Source organism: Luteimonas sp. TWI596 (assembly GCF_039674105.1).
GTDB lineage: Bacteria > Pseudomonadota > Gammaproteobacteria > Xanthomonadales > Xanthomonadaceae > Luteimonas.
Window position 1 is genome coordinate 104,556 of record NZ_JBDJMU010000006.1, and the last position, 16,262, is coordinate 120,817.

15 protein-coding genes and 1 tRNA gene are annotated in these 16,262 nt (G+C 71.6%); 13 read left to right on the plus strand and 3 right to left on the minus strand.

Annotated features, from left to right (window positions below):
* Positions 1 to 11: 11 nt before the first annotated feature.
* Both ABE487_RS06590 and ABE487_RS06595 read right to left on the minus strand, forming a co-directional pair.
* Entirely contained in the window at positions 12 to 1,256 is a 1,245-nt protein-coding gene (locus ABE487_RS06590) for an MFS transporter (RefSeq protein ID WP_346447466.1), read from the minus strand.
* Between the two features lie 84 nt (positions 1,257 to 1,340).
* Positions 1,341 to 1,417: transfer RNA gene (locus ABE487_RS06595), tRNA-Pro, on the minus strand.
* Between the two features lie 186 nt (positions 1,418 to 1,603).
* Between ABE487_RS06595 and cydD the strand changes: the two genes are divergently transcribed.
* Genes cydD through ABE487_RS06620 form a run of 5 tightly spaced genes read left to right on the plus strand, consistent with a single transcriptional unit; the run spans position 1,604 to position 8,742 of the window.
* Positions 1,604 to 3,322 (plus strand): thiol reductant ABC exporter subunit CydD, encoded by a 1,719-nt coding sequence (cydD, locus tag ABE487_RS06600; RefSeq protein WP_346442089.1) that lies wholly within the window; start codon positions 1,604 to 1,606, stop codon positions 3,320 to 3,322.
* Positions 3,319 to 5,001, plus strand: a complete 1,683-nt coding sequence (gene cydC, locus ABE487_RS06605; RefSeq protein ID WP_346451724.1) for a thiol reductant ABC exporter subunit CydC — start codon at positions 3,319 to 3,321, stop codon at positions 4,999 to 5,001. Before cydD ends, cydC begins: the two co-directional genes overlap by 4 nt.
* Positions 5,002 to 5,040: 39 nt before the next feature.
* Positions 5,041 to 6,426: a histidine--tRNA ligase gene (hisS, locus tag ABE487_RS06610; protein WP_346451726.1), complete on the plus strand. Its 1,386-nt coding sequence runs from the start codon at positions 5,041 to 5,043 to the stop codon at positions 6,424 to 6,426.
* A 40-nt stretch (positions 6,427 to 6,466) separates the two neighbouring features.
* Complete coding sequence (locus tag ABE487_RS06615) at positions 6,467 to 8,383, plus strand: aromatic amino acid lyase (RefSeq protein ID WP_346451728.1); 1,917 nt, start codon at positions 6,467 to 6,469, stop codon at positions 8,381 to 8,383.
* Positions 8,380 to 8,742, plus strand: a complete 363-nt coding sequence (locus ABE487_RS06620; RefSeq protein WP_346442085.1) for a hypothetical protein — start codon at positions 8,380 to 8,382, stop codon at positions 8,740 to 8,742. Before ABE487_RS06615 ends, ABE487_RS06620 begins: the two co-directional genes overlap by 4 nt.
* A 103-nt stretch (positions 8,743 to 8,845) precedes the next feature.
* On the opposite strand, the gene ABE487_RS06625 is transcribed toward ABE487_RS06620, so the two are convergent.
* Positions 8,846 to 9,169 (minus strand): tetratricopeptide repeat protein, encoded by a 324-nt coding sequence (locus ABE487_RS06625; protein ID WP_346444724.1) that lies wholly within the window; start codon positions 9,167 to 9,169, stop codon positions 8,846 to 8,848.
* A gap of 226 nt (positions 9,170 to 9,395) precedes the next feature.
* Between ABE487_RS06625 and ABE487_RS06630 the strand changes: the two genes are divergently transcribed.
* The 8 genes from ABE487_RS06630 to hisF are packed head-to-tail and all read left to right on the plus strand — an operon-like array spanning position 9,396 to position 16,253.
* Positions 9,396 to 9,725 carry a YerC/YecD family TrpR-related protein gene (locus ABE487_RS06630; protein WP_346452727.1) on the plus strand — a complete coding sequence of 110 codons (330 nt, stop codon included), beginning with the start codon at positions 9,396 to 9,398 and terminating at the stop codon, positions 9,723 to 9,725.
* A gap of 9 nt (positions 9,726 to 9,734) precedes the next feature.
* Positions 9,735 to 10,649 (plus strand): ATP phosphoribosyltransferase, encoded by a 915-nt coding sequence (hisG, locus tag ABE487_RS06635; protein WP_346447473.1) that lies wholly within the window; start codon positions 9,735 to 9,737, stop codon positions 10,647 to 10,649.
* A complete protein-coding gene (hisD, locus tag ABE487_RS06640) occupies positions 10,646 to 11,983 on the plus strand; it encodes a histidinol dehydrogenase (protein WP_346447474.1) in 1,338 nt (445 codons plus the stop codon). The genes hisG and hisD overlap by 4 nt, the downstream gene beginning before the upstream one ends.
* On the plus strand, positions 11,980 to 13,062 hold the full coding sequence (gene hisC / locus ABE487_RS06645) for a histidinol-phosphate transaminase (protein WP_346452728.1): 1,083 nt from the start codon (positions 11,980 to 11,982) through the stop codon (positions 13,060 to 13,062). Before hisD ends, hisC begins: the two co-directional genes overlap by 4 nt.
* Entirely contained in the window at positions 13,059 to 14,138 is a 1,080-nt protein-coding gene (hisB, locus tag ABE487_RS06650) for a bifunctional histidinol-phosphatase/imidazoleglycerol-phosphate dehydratase HisB (RefSeq protein ID WP_346447476.1), read from the plus strand. Before hisC ends, hisB begins: the two co-directional genes overlap by 4 nt.
* Positions 14,135 to 14,752, plus strand: a complete 618-nt coding sequence (gene hisH, locus ABE487_RS06655; protein WP_346444714.1) for an imidazole glycerol phosphate synthase subunit HisH — start codon at positions 14,135 to 14,137, stop codon at positions 14,750 to 14,752. The genes hisB and hisH overlap by 4 nt, the downstream gene beginning before the upstream one ends.
* Complete coding sequence (hisA, locus tag ABE487_RS06660) at positions 14,749 to 15,486, plus strand: 1-(5-phosphoribosyl)-5-[(5-phosphoribosylamino)methylideneamino]imidazole-4-carboxamide isomerase (protein WP_346447477.1); 738 nt, start codon at positions 14,749 to 14,751, stop codon at positions 15,484 to 15,486. Before hisH ends, hisA begins: the two co-directional genes overlap by 4 nt.
* Positions 15,480 to 16,253, plus strand: coding sequence for an imidazole glycerol phosphate synthase subunit HisF (gene hisF / locus ABE487_RS06665; RefSeq protein ID WP_346452729.1), 774 nt, complete (start codon positions 15,480 to 15,482; stop codon positions 16,251 to 16,253). The genes hisA and hisF overlap by 7 nt, the downstream gene beginning before the upstream one ends.
* Positions 16,254 to 16,262 lie beyond the last annotated feature (9 nt).

Here is a 16,262-nt window from a genome sequence, read left to right on the forward strand (position 1 = left end):
GTGCGTCGCCGTTACCAGCTGTCCTCGAGCGCGCGCGGCTTGCAGGCCAGCCAGCCACCGACCAGCAACACGCCGACGAAGCCGTAGAGCATCGCGAACGGCCAGTGCCAACCGCCGGTCGCGCCGTGCAGCACGCCGAACAGCAGCGGGCCGGCGCAGCTGAGCGTGTAGCCCACGCCCTGCATGAAGCCCGACAGCGCGGCCGAGCCGGCGGGCGTGCGCGTACGCAGGTTGATCAGCGTCAGCGCCAGCGGAAACGTCGACGGGCCCAGGCCCAACAGCACGACCCACAGCACCGGCGCGGCCATCGGTGCGAGCAGCAAGCCGGAGAACGCTGCGATATGGCAACAGGCGCACAGCAGCACGATCGCGAACGGATTGCGTACACGTACCGCAAGCGCGGGCATACCCAGTGCACTGACCAGGCCGAGTGCGGAGAACAGCGCCACCATCGTGCCGCCGAAGGCAGGCGAGGCGCCGGCTTCGCTGAGCAGGGTCGGCAACCAGGTGAACATCGCGTAGGTGATTAGCGAGGTGGTGCCGAACATCATCGCCATGCCCCAGGCGACCGGCGAGCGCCACGCCCGGCCGCGCGCGCCGCCGGACGGGACGCTGGCCACGGCGGTCGACGGGCCATCGACGCGGACGCCGCTGCCGCGTCGCCGCGCCATCGCCAGCAGGCCGACCCACGGCAACGCCGCGGCCAGCGCGGTCAAGGTCCAGGCGCCGAGCGCCACCCGCCAGCCGGCGGCCTCGGCCAGCGGCACGGCCAGCAGTGCGGGCAGCATCGTGCCCAACTGCAACACGGTGATGTAGAGCGTGGAGACCGCGCCGACCCGATCGGGGAAGTAGCGTTTGACCAGTGGCGGCAGCACCACGTTGCCGATGCCCATACCGGCCAGCGCGACGATCGACCCGGCCATCAGCAGGCCCACGCCACCGGCGCACGAGCGCAGCACCAGACCGGCAGTGGCGAGCAGCATCGCCAGCAATGCCGTGCGCTCGATGCCGACGCGGCGCGCGAGCATCGGCGTGGTCACGCCGAAGACGGCGAAGGCCGCGGTGGGCAGCATGCCCAGCACGCCTGCAGTGGCCGAGCCGAAGCCGAATTGGGCGCCGAGCAGGTCGAGCAGCGGGGTCAGCGAGGTCACCGCGGTGCGCAGGTTGAAGGCTGACAGCGCGATGCCCAGCAGCACCACCAGGCGCACCGTGCGCAAGGCGATCGGTGGACGGACGGTGTGGGGCGTGGGGGTCATGGCGGGCGGCATCGCATGCCGCGAACCGGGCACGGCCTTAGATAAACGAAAACCGGCACGACGGCCGGTTTCGGATCACCAGATTGGTCGGGGAGACAGGATTCGAACCTGCGACCTCTACGTCCCGAACGTAGCGCTCTACCAGACTGAGCTACACCCCGACAGGTGTAGCCGCGCATTCTACCGATGCACCCGTCACCAGGGCAAGGGGGGCGTGTTCGACGGGGGGCGATCGGCCTCTGGAGGAGGGCGGTGGCGTCGTCGGCGCGGCGGGCTGCGATAATAGCGGGCACGACGCGATACCGACAATGGGGTCGCCGTCATCCGCTGCTGGATGTTTCCGATTCATGACCTCGCCGCCGCAAGGAAAGGACCCGACCGGTCCTCGTCGTCTTCGCCTGCAATGGCTCGATGCGCAACTGCTGCCGAGCCGGTCGCGCCATCGCGTGGCCCAGGCCAGCCAAGTGCTCGCCGGCTGGCTGCTGGTGCCCCAGGCCGCGGCGATCGCCTGGGGGCTGGATGCGGCGCTGATCGACGGACGCGGACTCGATGCGCTGCGTGCGCCGCTCGCGCTGCTGGCGGTCGCCTTGCTGGCGCGCACGCTGCTGGGATGGATCGGGCAGCGCGCGGCCGCCGATGCGGTCGAGGACACGCTGACGCGCATGCGCGTGGGGCTGGCACGTGCAGCGATCGCGCGCGGTCCGGTGTGGCTGCGGGGGCGCCGCAGCGGCGAACTGGTCGCGCTGTCCACCGGCCATGTCGATGCCGCCGCGCCGTACTTCGGCGGCTACCTGCTCGCGCGCGCCGAGGTGATGCTGGTGCCGCCGGTGCTGCTGGTGGCGGTGTTCGCCGCCGATTGGATCGTCGGTCTGCTGCTGTTGGCGGCCGCGCCGCTGGCGCCGTTCTTCATGGCGCTGATCGGCATGCGCGCCGAGGCCGCCGGCCGCGCGCAGCTGTCGGCGCTCGCCAGGGCCGGGGCGCATTTCACCGATCGCTTGCGTGGGCTCGACCTGATCCGGGTCTACGGCCGCGGTGAAGCGGAGCTGGCGCAGGTCGGCGAGGCCACCGAAACCATCCGCGTGCGCAGCATGCGCGTGCTGCGCATCGCGTTTCTGTCCTCGACGGTGCTCGAGTTCTTCGCCTCGGTCAGTGTCGCGCTGGTGGCGCTGTATTTCGGCTTCAGCTACCTGGGGCTGATCGCGTTGCGCGACCCGGCCCCGAGCCTGGCGATCGGCCTGTTCTGCCTGCTGCTGGCGCCGGAGTTCCACGGGCCGATGCGTCGTCTGGCCGGGCATTACCACGATCGTGCGAACGCACTGGCCGCAGTCGCCGAGGTCGAGGCCGCGTTCGACGGCACCCGGCCTGCGCTCGATGCCGCGCCGGCGATCGATCCCGCACCGGTGGCGACCGGTGCGCCGGCGGTGCGGATCGAGGCGATCACGCTGCGCCATCCCGGCGCTGCAATGCCGGCGCTGGCCGGCGCCTCGCGCGATATCCCGGCCGGGCAGCGCCTGGCGATCGTCGCGCCCAGCGGCGGCGGCAAGAGCACGCTGCTCGACGCGCTCGCCGGCTGGCTGCCGCCCGAGTGCGGTCGCATCCACGTGCCGGCCGGCACCCGGATCGCCTTGGCCGGGCAGCGGCCGTGGCTGTTCCAGGGCAGCCTGCGCGACAACCTGCGCATCGGCGCGCCGCAGGCCGATGAGGCTGCGGTGCACGAGGCGGCGCAGATCGCGCAGGTCATGCGGTTTGCCGCGCGCCTGCCCGAGGGCTTGGACACGCCCATCGGCGAGCATGGCTTCGGGCTGTCGGGTGGGCAGGCGCGTCGTGTGGCGCTGGCGCGCGCGTTGCTGCTGCGGCCGCAGTTGCTGCTGCTCGATGAGCCGACGGCGTTTCTGGATCCTGCGACCGAAGCCGACCTGCTCGCCGCACTCGACGCTTCGCTGCGCGACTGCACCGTGATCGTCGCCACGCACAGCCAGGCCGTCATGGACTGGGCCGACGCGGTCTGGCGCTTGCCGGGTCCGCTGGTGGCGCCGCTCGAGTCGCCCGTGGAGTCGGTGCGATGAGCGCGGCCTCCGATCGCGCCATCGCCAGCACCCGCATGCTGCTGCGTCGCCATCGCGGGCGCGTGGCCGCGGCGATCGGCCTGCTGGCGCTGACGCTGGTGTCCGGCGTCGCGCTGCTGGGGCTGTCGGGTGGCTTCATCGCGGCGAGCGCGCTGACCTTCGGCACCCTGGGCAGCTTCAACTTCTTCACCCCGTCGGCCGGCATCCGGGCGCTGACCTTCGCGCGCATCGCGTCGCGCTATGTCGAAAAGCTCGCCGGCCACGACGCGATGCTGCGCATCGCCCGCGACCTGCGCAGCTGGTTCTTCGCACGCGCGCTGCGGCTCACGCCCGGCCAGTTGGGGCGCCTGCGCACCGGCGATCTGCTGGCGCGGCTGCTGGGCGACATCGACGCGGTGGACGGTCTGCTGTTGCGCGCGACCGGCCCATTGCTGGCACTGCTCGCGCTCGGCGTGGCGGGCCTGGGCGTTGCCGCCTGGCTGCACCCGCCGACCGCGGCCTGGCTGGCGCTGGTCGCGCTGGCCACCGGGCTCGGCGTGCCCTGGCTGGTCGCCCGCGGGCGGTCGGCGGCCGAGGCCGAGCGGGCGCGGCGCCGGGCCGAGTTGCGCGCCCGCCTGCATGAGCTCTACGACGGGCAGGCCGATCTCGCAGCACTGGGCGTGGCCGATGGCTGGTTGGCCCGCGTCGATGCCGACGCACAAGCGGTGGGCGATGCCGAGCGCGTGCGCCGGCGGCAGCTGGCGGACGGCGGCCTGTGGCATGGGGTGGCGACCGGTGTTGGCCTGGTCGGCACCTTGTGGATCGTCGGCGCCTGCGCGCTGGGCGGGGCGCTGCCGGCCGCGCATGCGGCGGCGCTGTTCTTCCTCGCGATCGGGTTGTTCGAGGCCTGGGCCGGGGCCGGCCTGGCCTGGCAGGCGCTGCTGGCTGCACGTGCATCGATCGCGCGTCTGGACGCGGTGGCCGGCACCGAGCCGACGGTCGTCGATCCCGCGGCGCCGGTGGCCTTGCCGGCCGCCGGGGCGCTGCATTTCGACGAGGTGACCTTCGCCTGGCCGGGCCAGGACCGGCCGGTGCTGCGCGGGCTGACGCTTTCGGTCGCGCCGGGCGAGCGCGTGACGATCGGCGGCGACAGCGGCGGCGGCAAGTCCACGCTTGCGGCGTTGCTGCTGCGCAGTGCCGAGCCCGATGCGGGCACGCTGACGTTCGGCGGCGTCGACCTGCGTCACGTGCGCCAGCGCGACTGGTTCGCGCGGATCGCCTGGTTGCCGCAGAACGCTCCGGTGTTCGCCGGCAGTGTGCGCGACAACCTGGTGTTCGGTGCGCCGCAGGCCGACGACGCGCAGCTGTGGGCGATGCTGGCGCGGGTGCGGCTGGCCGACTGGGCGCGCGCGCTGGGCGGGCTCGATGCCTGGGTCGGCGAGGCCGGCATCACGATGTCCGGGGGGCAGGCGCGGCGGCTGGCGCTGGCCCGTGCGCTGCTGCGCGATGCCGCGCTGGTGGTGCTCGACGAACCGACCGAGGGCCTGGACCACGACACGGCCGATGCGCTGCTGCGCGAACTGCCCGATCTGCTCGATGGCCGCAGCCTGCTGCTGATCACCCACGGCGCGGTGCCGCCGGGGCTGGCGGACCGCCACCTGTGGCTGCGCGACGGGCACCTGCATGCCGACACGCCCTAGAATGGCGGTCTTCCTCCGCATCACCGACGAGCTGCCCGCATGATCAAGCCCCGGACCCCGCCCGGCGTCATGGAACTGTTGCCGCGCGACCAGATCGCGTTCCAGCGCATGCTGGACACGATCCGCCGCACGTTCGAAGGTTTCGGGTTCCTGCCGATCGAGACGCCGGTGTTCGAACTGTCGGAGACCCTGCTGACCAAGTCGGGCGGTGAGACCGAGCGGCAGGTCTATTTCGTGCAGTCGACCGGTGCGCTCGCCAAATCGGCCGACAGCGGCCAGGCCGACGGCCTGCCGGAACTGGCGCTGCGCTTCGACCTGACCGTGCCGTTGGCGCGTTACGTCGCCGAGCACGAGCACGACCTGGCATTCCCGTTCCGCCGCTACCAGATGCAGCGCGTCTACCGCGGCGAGCGCGCCCAGCGCGGACGCTTCCGCGAGTTCTACCAGTGCGACATCGACGTGATCGGCAAGGACACGCTGTCGCCGCGCTATGACGCCGAGGTGCCGGCGGTGATCAGCGCGGTGTTCGCTGCGCTCGACATTGGCGAATTCACGATCCAGCTCAACCACCGCAAGCTGCTGCGCGGCTACTTCGAAGGGCAGGGCATCGACGACGCGCAGCAGATGACCGTGCTGCGCGAGATCGACAAGCTCGACAAGCGCGGCGAGGATGCGGTGCGCGCGACGCTGACCGGCGCCGAGTTCGGTTTGTCGGACGCGGTCGCCGACCGCCTGCTGGCGTTCTCGCGCGTGCGCTCGACCGGCCATGACGACGCCCTGGCCAAGCTCGACGCGCTCGGCGCCGGCACGGCGCTGTTCGAGGAAGGGCGCGAGGAGCTGCGCGAGCTGCTCAACCAGCTGCGTGCGCTCGGCGTGCCCGAGTCGCGCTACGCGCTGAACCTGTCGATCGCGCGTGGCCTGGATTACTACACCGGCATGGTCTACGAGACCGTGCTCGATGCGCACCCGCAGATCGGTTCGATCTGTTCGGGCGGACGCTACGACAACCTCGCTAGCCACTACACCAAGTCCAAGCTGCCGGGCGTGGGCATCTCGATCGGTCTGACCCGGCTGTTCTGGCAGCTGCGCGAGGCGGGCCTGGTGCACACCGCCGACAGCTCGGTCGACGTGCTGGTGACGCTGTTCGACGATGCCGGCCTGCCGTCGGCGCTGGCGCTGTCGCAGCGCCTGCGCAGTGCCGGGCTCAACGTCGAGACCCAGCTCGAGCCGCGCAAGCTCGCCAAGCAGATGCAGTACGCCGATCGCGCCGGCATCCGCTTCGTGGTGATCCGCGGCGACGAGGAAGCGGCGCGCGGCGTGGTTGCGGTCAAGGATCTGCGCCGCGGCGAGCAGTTCGAGGTCGCCGACGACGACCTGCCGCGCACATTGCTGGTCGAGCGAGAGCAGGCGAGATCGATGCCGTGATCGGCCTGCGCGTCGCCGTCGTCTGCAAAGGAGCACATTGATGAAAGCCATCCGTCTCGACGGCCGCTCGCTGACCCGCGCGCAACTGGTGATCGTCGCCCACGGCGCGCCGGTCGAGCTCGACGACCAGGCGCTGCACGCAGTGGCGAACGCAGCCGACTTCCTTGCCGAGCAGGTGCGCCGCGAAGAACCGATCTATGGCGTGTCCACCGGCTTTGGCAGCAATGCCGACCGCCTGCTCGGCGCGCGCCCGCTGCGCGACGACCTGCCGGGCGCCACGCCTTCGGGGCGCGCATTGCACGAGGAACTGCAGCACAACCTCATCGTCACTCACGCGGTCTGCGTCGGCGAGCCGCTGGCGCCGGAGGTGGTGCGCGCGATGCTGTGCATCCGCATCAACACGTTGCTCAAGGGCCATTCGGGCATCCGTGTGGCGACGCTGCAGGCGCTGGCCGACCTGCTCAACGCCGGCATCGTGCCCGTGGTGCCGGGGCTGGGCTCGGTCGGTGCCTCGGGCGACCTGGCGCCGCTGTCGCACCTGGCGATCGTGCTGCTGGGGGGCGGCGAGGCGTTCTTCGCGGGCGAGCGCATGTCCGGCGCGGACGCACTGCGGCGCGCCGGCCTGGCACCGGTCACGCTGTCGTACAAGGAGGGCCTGGCGCTCAACAACGGCACTGCGCAGATGCTCGCCACTGGCGTGCTGGCGCTGCATCGGCTCGACGCATTGCTCGACACCGCCGATCTGGCCGCGGCGATGACCATCGATGCCTTCGCCGGCCGGCTCGGCGCATTCGACGCCGATGTCCACGCGCTGCGCCCGCATCCGGGCCAGGTCGAGGTCGCCGCGCACCTGCGCGAGCTGCTCGACGGCTCGACGCTGGCCGACATCGCCTACCACCTGGTGCCGAAGTTCCGGCCGTGGCTGCCGTCGAGCTGGGACACCGCGCAGGCCCAGGCGCTGCGCTTCGACATCGGTTGGGACTGGGTGCCGAGCGATCAGCGCCATGGTCGCGAGAAGTTCTATGCCCGGTTTCGGCCGTTCCGTGGCGGCAAGAAGCACCAGCCGCAGGACGCCTACTCGCTGCGCTGCATCCCGCAGGTGCACGGCGCGGTGCGCGACGCGGTCGAGCAGGCCAAGCGCGTGTTCGACGTCGAGCTCAACGCGGTCACCGACAACCCGTTGGTGTTCCCGGGCCGCGAGGCCGAGCACGTCGAGCAGCAGGTGATCTCGGCCGGCCATTTCCACGGCATGCCGCTGGCGCTGGCGATGAGCTACGTCAAGGCGGCGATCCCGGTGCTGGCGTCGATCTCCGAGCGCCGGCTGGCCAAGCTCGTCGACCCGGCGACCAACGACGGGCTGCCGGCGTTTTTGATCGGCAACGAGGACGCCACCGAGTCGGGTTTCATGATCGTGCAGTACACCGCGGCGGCGCTGGTCAACGACCTGGCCACGCGCGCGCACCCGGCCAGTGTGTACTCGGTGCCGACCAGCGCCAACGCCGAAGACCACGTCTCGATGGGCACCAACGAGGCGCGTCATGTGCTGGCGATGGCCGACGACCTGGGCAAGGTGCTCGCGCTGGAGCTCTACACCGCAGCCCAGGCGCTGGACCTGCGGATGGACATGATCAACGCCGCGCGCGACCTCGCGGGCCGGGGCGATGCCCCGGTGCTGGCGACGAAGGTGCAGGGCGGCCCGGCGCAGGATCGCGCGACGCACGCCGGCTTCCTCGACGAGGTCGAGGCGCTGCGCGTCGAGCTCGCCGCGTGCGCACCGTTCCACCCCGGCGCGATCGTCGCCGAGGCGCATGCGCGCATCCGCGAGGCGATCCCGTTCCTCGAACGCGACCGCGCACTCGATGGCGAGGTGGCCGCCGCGGTGCGCCTGGTCGCCGACGGCACGCTGCTGGGGGTGCTGCCGCGCTGGCGGGTGCCGGCCACCGGGCCTGCGGCGTGAACCTGCCGCTGCATTTCGGCTGGCTCGGGGTGCTGGAGGCTGCGCTGATCGCGATGGCGGTCGGTGCGCTGTGCTATCTGCTGTTCCACTGGCTGAGCGCGCGCTACCGCTGGGCGCACGGGCATTCGATCGCGTGGAGCAGCCTGGGCGCGCTCGCGATCGCGGTCGGCATCGATGCCTGGCACCTGTTCTACATGGGCGTGGTCAAGCTCGAATCGCCGGTCTATGCGCGCATCGCGCTGCAGAAGATCCACGATCCCAATTTCCTCGCCACCCGGGTGTTCCTGTCCTCGATCGCCGCGTTCTCGGGGGTCGCACTGGCTTGGCTGGGGATGCAGGCCCGCACGCGCGCCGACTGACACACCTCTCAAGAACCGGGGTCCAAGAACCGGGGTCAGAGTGGATTTCTGCAAAGAAATCCACTCTTACCCCGGTTCTGCCGGTTCTGTTTTGGCTGGTGGATCAGGCCTTCGCCTGGCGTGCGCGCTCGATCCGCCGCAGGAACACCGTCATCTCCTTGGACGACTGCACGTCGCCACGCCGCGCCGCGGCGTCGAGCCCGGCGCGCCAGGCCGCTTCGGCATCCGCGTCGCGCCCTTGCGTCAGCAACGCCTTGCCGAGCAGTTTCCACGCGGCCGAGTAGTCCGGATCGTGCCGGGTGGCGGCGGCCAGATGGGTCGCGGCCGAGGCCGGGTCGCCTGCCTGCAGGCAGGCATTGCCCAGCCCGAAGCGCAGCAGGGCGTCGTCGCGCCCGGCATCGAGCAGGGCCTGCAATCGGTCGCGCATGGCGCCCCCGAATCTGAGAGTCGAGGCAGGATCTTCCGGGATCGGCAGGCGAGGGCGGTGGAACGCTGCGGTCCAGTCGGCGCCCTGCGAACGGCATGTGGCGACGCCGCGATGCCCGGGGGAGCGCCTGCATCGCCGCTGTACGGCGCCGCATGCCCGGTTGACTTCGAATCGGAAAGGCGTAATGTACTAGCACGCTATTACATTGATACGTCCGGCGATCCCCGTGAAGCAACGCCCCGAACCCTTGCCCGACCACGAAGCCAGCGCCTCGCTGCAAGCGCTGGCACGCGCGTTTGCGGCGCTGAAGACCGCCGATGAGGTCGCCCGGTTCCTCGACGACCTGTGCACGCCGGCCGAGCTCGAGGCGCTGGTCGACCGGTGGCGGGTCGTGCCGCTGCTGCAGCAGGGCGTGCCGTATCGCGAGATCCACGAGCGCACCGGCGTCAGCGTGACCACCGTCGGCCGCGTCGCACGTACGCTCGACCGCGGCGCCGGCGGCTATGCGATCGCAGCGCGTCGTGTCGGGCGTTCTGCGTCCCCCGATTCCCACTGAGGTTTCCCGATGAGTCCTGTCACTGGCGGCGCCGCGCGCGACCGCCTGCGTATCGCGATCCAGAAATCCGGCCGGCTCAGCGAGCCGGCGCGGGCGTTGCTGGCGTCATGCGGCCTGTCGTGGCGCGAGAGCCGCGACAAGCTGTTCTGTTACGGCGAGACGCTGCCGGTCGACCTGTTGCTGGTCCGCGACGACGACATCCCCGGGTTGCTCGCCGATGGCGTCTGCGATTACGGCATCGTCGGCCGCAACGTGCTCGACGAGGTCGCGGCCGACCGGGCCTTGCGCGGCCTGCCGCAGGTGTCCAAGGCGGTCCGTGCGCTCGGCTTCGGCGGCTGCCGGCTCGACATCGCGATTCCAGAGTCGCAGGACTGGTCGGGCCCGGCGCAGTTGCAGGGCAGCCGCATCGCGACCAGCTACCCAGGCCTGCTGCAGCGATGGCTCGACGCGCAGGGGGTGCAGGCGAGCATCGTCACGCTGTCGGGTTCGGTCGAGATCGCGCCGCGGCTGGGCCAGGCCGACGTGATCTGCGACCTGGTGTCCAGCGGCGCGACGTTGACCGCCAATCAGCTCAAGCCCGCGGTCACGCTGATGACCAGCGAGGCGGTGTTGGCCGGCCCGGTGCAGCCGTTCTCCGATGTGCGGGGCGACCTAGCCGCCCTGCTGCTGCGCCGCCTCGATGGCGTGATGCGGCTGCGCGACAGCCGCCTGCTGATGTTCCAATCGCGTCGCGACGGCGTCGATGCGCTGCTCAAACTGTTGCCCGACGCCGAGCCGCCGACGCTGCTGCAGGTCGACGGCAGCGATGCGGTCGCGTTGCAGGTGCTGTGCCACGGCGAGCTGACCTGGCCGCGGCTCGAGGCGCTCAAGCAGGCCGGCGCGGCCGGGCTGATGGTGCTGCCGGTGGAGCGGATGCTGGCATGAACCTCAACGCCCCCTTTTCACTGGACGGCGCGATTCCGGCGATCGTCGACTGGTCGGCCGCCGATGCGGCAGCGCAGGCCGAACTGCTGCGCCGCCCGACGCAAACCGTCGCCGCGCAGACGCGCGCGGCCGTCGCCGACGTGCTCGACGAGGTGCGGACACGCGGCGACGCCGCACTGCGCGCGTTGACCGAACGCTTCGACCGCGTCGCGCTCGACGATTTCGAAGTCGGCGCCGACGAATTCGCCGCGGCCGAGGCCGAGGTCTCGCCGCGCTTGCGCGAGGCAATGGCCAACGCCGCCGCGCGGATCGAGCGCTTCCATGTCGCGGGCAGGGTTGACGGCTACGCCGTGCAGACCGCCGATGGCGTGGAGTGCGCACGGATCGTGCGGCCGATTCCGCGGGTCGGGCTGTACGTGCCGGCCGGGACCGCGCCGCTGCCTTCGACCGCATTGATGCTCGGTGTGCCGGCCCGGCTGGCCGGTTGCCGCGAGGTCGTGCTGTGCACGCCGCCGCGCCCGGACGGCAGCGCCGATCCGGCGGTGCTGGTCGCCGCGCGGCTGACCGGCGTGCACCGGGTATTCAAGCTCGGCGGCGCGCAGGCGATTGCGGCGATGGCGTTCGGCACCGCGTCGGTACCGGCCTGCGACAAGCTGTTCGGGCCGGGCAATGCGTTTGTCACCGAAGCCAAACAGCAGGCGGCGCAGTCGGGCACGGTCGCGATCGACATGCCGGCCGGCCCGTCGGAGGTGCTGGTGATCGCCGATGCCGGCGCCGACGCGGCGTTCGTCGCGGCCGATCTGCTGTCGCAGGCCGAGCACGGGGCCGACTCGCAAGTGCTGCTGCTGAGCGACGACGAGGCGCTGCTGCGCCGCGTGCGCGTCGAGCTGGCGACCCAGCTTGGTGCGCTGCCGCGCGCCGACATCGCGCGCCGGGCGCTGGCGCGCTCGCGGTTGCTGCGGGTGCCGACGCTGGAGGTCGCGTTCGACATCAGCAACCGTTATGCGCCCGAGCATCTGATCCTGGCCCTGCGCGCGCCGCGTGACTGGCTCGACCGGGTCGAGGTCGCCGGTTCGGTGTTCCTGGGCGACTGGACCCCCGAGGCGCTGGGCGACTACTGCAGTGGCACCAACCACGTACTGCCGACTGGCGGCGCCGCGCGCGCCTGGAGCGGCGTTGGCGTGTCCAGCTTCCAGACCCTGGTCAGCGTGCAGAGCGCCGACGCCGCGGGCATCCGCGCGATCGGACCCGATGCGGTGACGCTGGCGCGCGCCGAAGGCCTGGACGCGCACGCCAACGCGGTCGCGCTGCGGCTGGCGAGGGCGGGCGCATGAGCACGGTGCTCGATCTGGTGCGCGACGACCTGCGCGCATTCTCCGGCTATGCCTCGGCGCGGACCCAGACGCTCCAGGGCGAGATCTGGCTCAATGCCAACGAGGCACCGTGGGCGAATCCCGGCGATGCCGACGGCCAGTGCCGCCGGTATCCGGCGCCACAGCCGCCCGCGCTGCAGGCGCGACTGGCCGCGCTGTACGGCGTGGACGCGTCGCGCTTGCTGATCGGCCGCGGCAGCGACGAGGCGATCGACCTGCTGGTGCGTGCGTTGTGCGTGCCCGGGCGCGACGCCGTGCTCGCGACGCCCCCGGTGTTCGGCATGTACGCGGTCAGCGCCCGGCTGCAGGGCGCGCCGTTCGCCGAGGTGCCGTTGCGCGATGGCGCCGACGGCTTTGCGCTCGATGTCGATGCCGTGCGCGAAACCGCGCTCGCGCGGGGCGCGCGGTTGGTGTTCCTGTGCTCGCCGTCCAACCCGACCGGTGGCCTGGTGCCGCTGGCCGATGTCGCGGCGTTGGCCACTGCGCTCGACGGGCGCGCTGTCGTCGTCGTGGACGAGGCCTACGTGGAGTTCGCCGACGCGCCGTCGGCGACCACGCGGCTCGACGCCCACGCCAACCTGGTGGTGCTGCGGACACTGTCGAAGGCGCATGGCCTGGCGGCGGCGCGGATCGGGGTGGCAATCGGCGACCCGGCGTTGATCGCGGTGCTGCGGCGCTGCCAGGCGCCGTATCCGGTGCCCACGCCCTGCGCCGAGCTGGCGCTGGCCGGGCTCGCCGACGCGGCGCTCGCGCAGACCCGCGCGCGCGTGGCACAGACGATCGCCGAGCGCGATGGGTTGGCGGCCGCGCTGGCGGCGACGCCGGGCGTGCGCCAGGTGTATCCGTCGGCCGGCAACTTCCTGCTGGTGCGCTTCGCCGACGCCTCGCGCGCGTTCGCGGCACTGCTGGCCGCCGGCATCGTCGTGCGCGACCAGCGCGCCGCGCCCGGGCTGGGCGATGCGCTGCGCATCACGGTCGGTACGCCGACGCAGAACGCAGGTGTCGTGCAGGCGTTGCAGACATTGGAGGTCGTGGCATGAGCGGAACCAAGATCCTGTTCGTCGACCGCGACGGCACCCTGATCGAGGAGCCGGCCGACTATCAGATCGACGCCTACGAGAAGCTGCGCTTCGTGCCGGGCGTGATCCCGGCGCTGCTGCGGCTGCGCGATGCCGGGTTCGAGTTCGTCATCGTCACCAACCAGGACGGCCTGGGCACCGAGGGCTACCCGCGCGCCAGTTTCGACGGCCCGAACGACCTGATGCTGCAGATCTTCGAAAGCCAGGGCATCACGTTCCGCGAGGTGCTGGTCGATTGCAGCTGGCCGGCCGACAACGCGCCCACGCGCAAGCCGGGCCTGGGGCTGGTGATGCACTACCTGCGCGACCGCGGCATCGATCTCGACGCCTCGGCGATGGTCGGCGATCGCGACACCGACCTGCAGTTCGCCGACAACCTGGGCATCCGCGGCTTCAAGCTGCGGACCCCGCAGTTCGGCGGCGACTGGGACTGGCCCGGCATCGCGCACGCGCTGTGTGATGCGCCGCGCTGCGCGCGCATCGTGCGCAACACGCGCGAGACCCGCATCCGGGTCGAGCTCGACCTCGATGCCGCGCGTGATGCGCAGGTGTCCACGGGGCTTCCGTTCTTCGACCACATGCTCGATCAGATCGGCAAGCACGGCGGCATCGCGCTGACCGTGCAGGCCGAGGGCGACCTGGAGATCGACGAACACCACACCGTCGAGGATGTCGGCATCGCGCTTGGTCAGGCGTTGCGCGCGGCGCTCGGCGACAAGCGTGGCATCGCCCGCTACGGCTTCATGCTGCCGATGGACGAGACCCTTGCCAGCGCCGCGCTCGACTTCGGCGGGCGTCCGTACCTGGTGTTCGACGGCACATTCCGGCGCGAGCGTGTCGGCGACCTGCCGACCGAACTGGTCGCGCATTTCTTCCGCTCGGTCTGCGACTCGGCGGCGTTGAACCTGCACCTCAAGGTCGAGGGCGACAACGACCACCACAAGGTGGAAGCGTGCTTCAAGGCCTTCGCCCGCGCGCTGGGCCAGGCGGTGCGCCGCGACGGGGCCGCGCTGCCGAGCACCAAGGGCGTGCTGTGATGCGCGTGGTGATCGTGGACGCGGGCGGCGCCAACACCGGCTCGGTGCGCTACGCGTTCGAGCGCCTGGGGGTGCGGGCGGCGCTGGTCACCGATGCCGAGGCGATCCGCGGCGCAGACCGCGTGATCCTGCCCGGGGTCGGCACCGCGGCGCAGGTCATGACGCGGCTGCGGGCGCTCGATCTGGTCGAGGTCCTGCGGACACTGGACCGGCCGCTGCTGGGCATCTGCGTGGGCATGCAACTGCTGTTCGAACGCTCGCAGGAAGGCGATGTCGAGGGGCTGGGCCTGCTGCGCGGCACGGTCGCCCGGCTCCACGGCGGCCCCGGTATCCGGGTGCCGCACATGGGCTGGAATCGACTACAGCCGCGGGCCGACAGCGCGTTGCGCACCGGCATCGACGACGGTGCACACGCCTTCTTCGTGCACAGCTATGCAGCCCCGGTGACCGCCGACTGCATCCTTGCCTGCGCCCACGGCCAGCCATTCGCCGCGGCCGTGCAGCGGGGCCTGGTCGCCGGTGCGCAGTTCCATCCCGAGCGTTCGGCTGCGGTCGGCGCGCAGCTGCTGCGCAACTTCCTGTCTCCATCGTTCGATGCTGGAGTCCGTGCATGAGCGGTTTCACCGTCTATCCCGCCATCGACATCCGCGATGGTCGCGTGGTCCGGCTGGCGCAGGGCGACTATGCGCGCGAGACGCGCTACAGCGACGATCCGCTGGCCCAGATCCAGGCCTACGCCGACGCGGGCGCGACGTGGCTGCATCTGGTCGATCTCAATGCCGCACGTGCGGGCGGCTTCACGCTCGCGCCGCTTCTGGCGCGCATCCGTCAGGTCACCGGCCTGCAGGTGCAGACCGGCGGGGGGGTGCGCAGCGTCGACGATGTGGCGCGGATCCTCGATGCAGGCGCCGCCCGCGTGGTCGTCGGGTCGCTCGCGGTGCGCGATGCCGATGCGGTGGCTGGTTGGATCGAGCGTTTCGGTGCCGAGCGCATCACCGTCGCGCTCGACACGCGGCAGGGTGCCGACGGGGTCTGGCGCCTGCCGGTGCACGGCTGGACGCAGACCGCCGAGGCCACTCTCGACACCTTGGCCGTGCGCTATGCGCAGGCCGGGCTGCGTCACCTGCTGAGTACCGACATCGCCCGCGACGGCATGTTGTCGGGACCCAACAGCGCGCTGTACGCGCATGTGCGCGCGCTGGCGCCAGCGCTGCAGGTCCAGGCGTCGGGCGGCGTGCGCGCGCTCGACGATATCGTCGCGGCGCGGAGCCAGGGCTGCGCCGGCATCGTGCTTGGCCGCGCATTGCTCGAAGGCCGCTTCGCACTGCGGGATGCGCTGACATGCTGAGCCGGCGGATCATTCCATGCCTGGACGTGCGCGACGGCCGTGTGGTCAAGGGCGTGCGCTTCCGCGATCACGTCGACATGGGCGACATTGCGGAGCTCGCGCTGCGCTACCGCGACGCGGGCGCCGACGAACTGGTGTTCTACGACATCTCCGCCAGTCCCCAGGGCCGTTCGGTCGACCGCGGTTGGGTCGAACGGGTGTCGCGGCTGATCGACATCCCGTTCTGCGTCGCCGGTGGCATCCGCGACGTCGCCACCGCGCGCGCAGTGCTGCATGCCGGCGCCGACAAGATCTCGATCAATACCCCAGCGCTCGAGCGCCCGGCGCTGATCGCCGAACTGGCCGACGCGTTCGGCGTGCAGTGCGTGGTCGTGGGCATCGATTCGATCCGCGAGGCCGACGGTCAGTGGCGGGTGCGCAGCCACACCGGCGACCCGGATCGCACCCGCGCGCTGGCGGTGCGCACGTTGGACTGGATCGTCGAGGCCCAGCGTCTGGGGGCGGGCGAGATCGTGCTCAACTGCATGGACAACGACGGCGTGCGCCGCGGCTATGACATCGCGCAACTGCGTCAGGCACGAGCACTGTGCGAGGTGCCGCTCATCGCCTCGGGCGGGGCCGGCGAGACCGCGCATTTCGTCGACGCGTTCGTGCAGGCGGATGTCGACGGCGCGCTGGCTGCCAGCGTGTTCCACAGCGGCCGCATCGCGATTCCCGACCTCAAGCGCGAGCTGCGCGCGGCCGGCGTGGCGGTGCGCGATGTCTGACCTTCGCGA

What these genes read in the sequence shown, in the direction of transcription:
- cydC (WP_346451724.1), top strand. Translation starts at nt 3,319, where the DNA reads ATGAGCGCGGCCTCCGATCGCGCCATCGCCAGCACCCGCATGCTGCTG.
- ABE487_RS06590 (WP_346447466.1), bottom strand. Translation starts at nt 1,256, where the DNA reads ATGACCCCCACGCCCCACACCGTCCGTCCACCGATCGCCTTGCGCACG.
- hisD (WP_346447474.1), top strand. Translation starts at nt 10,646, where the DNA reads ATGAACCTCAACGCCCCCTTTTCACTGGACGGCGCGATTCCGGCGATC.
- hisS (WP_346451726.1), top strand. Translation starts at nt 5,041, where the DNA reads ATGATCAAGCCCCGGACCCCGCCCGGCGTCATGGAACTGTTGCCGCGC.
- hisF (WP_346452729.1), top strand. Translation starts at nt 15,480, where the DNA reads ATGCTGAGCCGGCGGATCATTCCATGCCTGGACGTGCGCGACGGCCGT.
- hisC (WP_346452728.1), top strand. Translation starts at nt 11,980, where the DNA reads ATGAGCACGGTGCTCGATCTGGTGCGCGACGACCTGCGCGCATTCTCC.
- hisG (WP_346447473.1), top strand. Translation starts at nt 9,735, where the DNA reads ATGAGTCCTGTCACTGGCGGCGCCGCGCGCGACCGCCTGCGTATCGCG.
- cydD (WP_346442089.1), top strand. Translation starts at nt 1,604, where the DNA reads ATGACCTCGCCGCCGCAAGGAAAGGACCCGACCGGTCCTCGTCGTCTT.
- hisB (WP_346447476.1), top strand. Translation starts at nt 13,059, where the DNA reads ATGAGCGGAACCAAGATCCTGTTCGTCGACCGCGACGGCACCCTGATC.
- ABE487_RS06615 (WP_346451728.1), top strand. Translation starts at nt 6,467, where the DNA reads ATGAAAGCCATCCGTCTCGACGGCCGCTCGCTGACCCGCGCGCAACTG.
- hisA (WP_346447477.1), top strand. Translation starts at nt 14,749, where the DNA reads ATGAGCGGTTTCACCGTCTATCCCGCCATCGACATCCGCGATGGTCGC.
- ABE487_RS06625 (WP_346444724.1), bottom strand. Translation starts at nt 9,169, where the DNA reads ATGCGCGACCGATTGCAGGCCCTGCTCGATGCCGGGCGCGACGACGCC.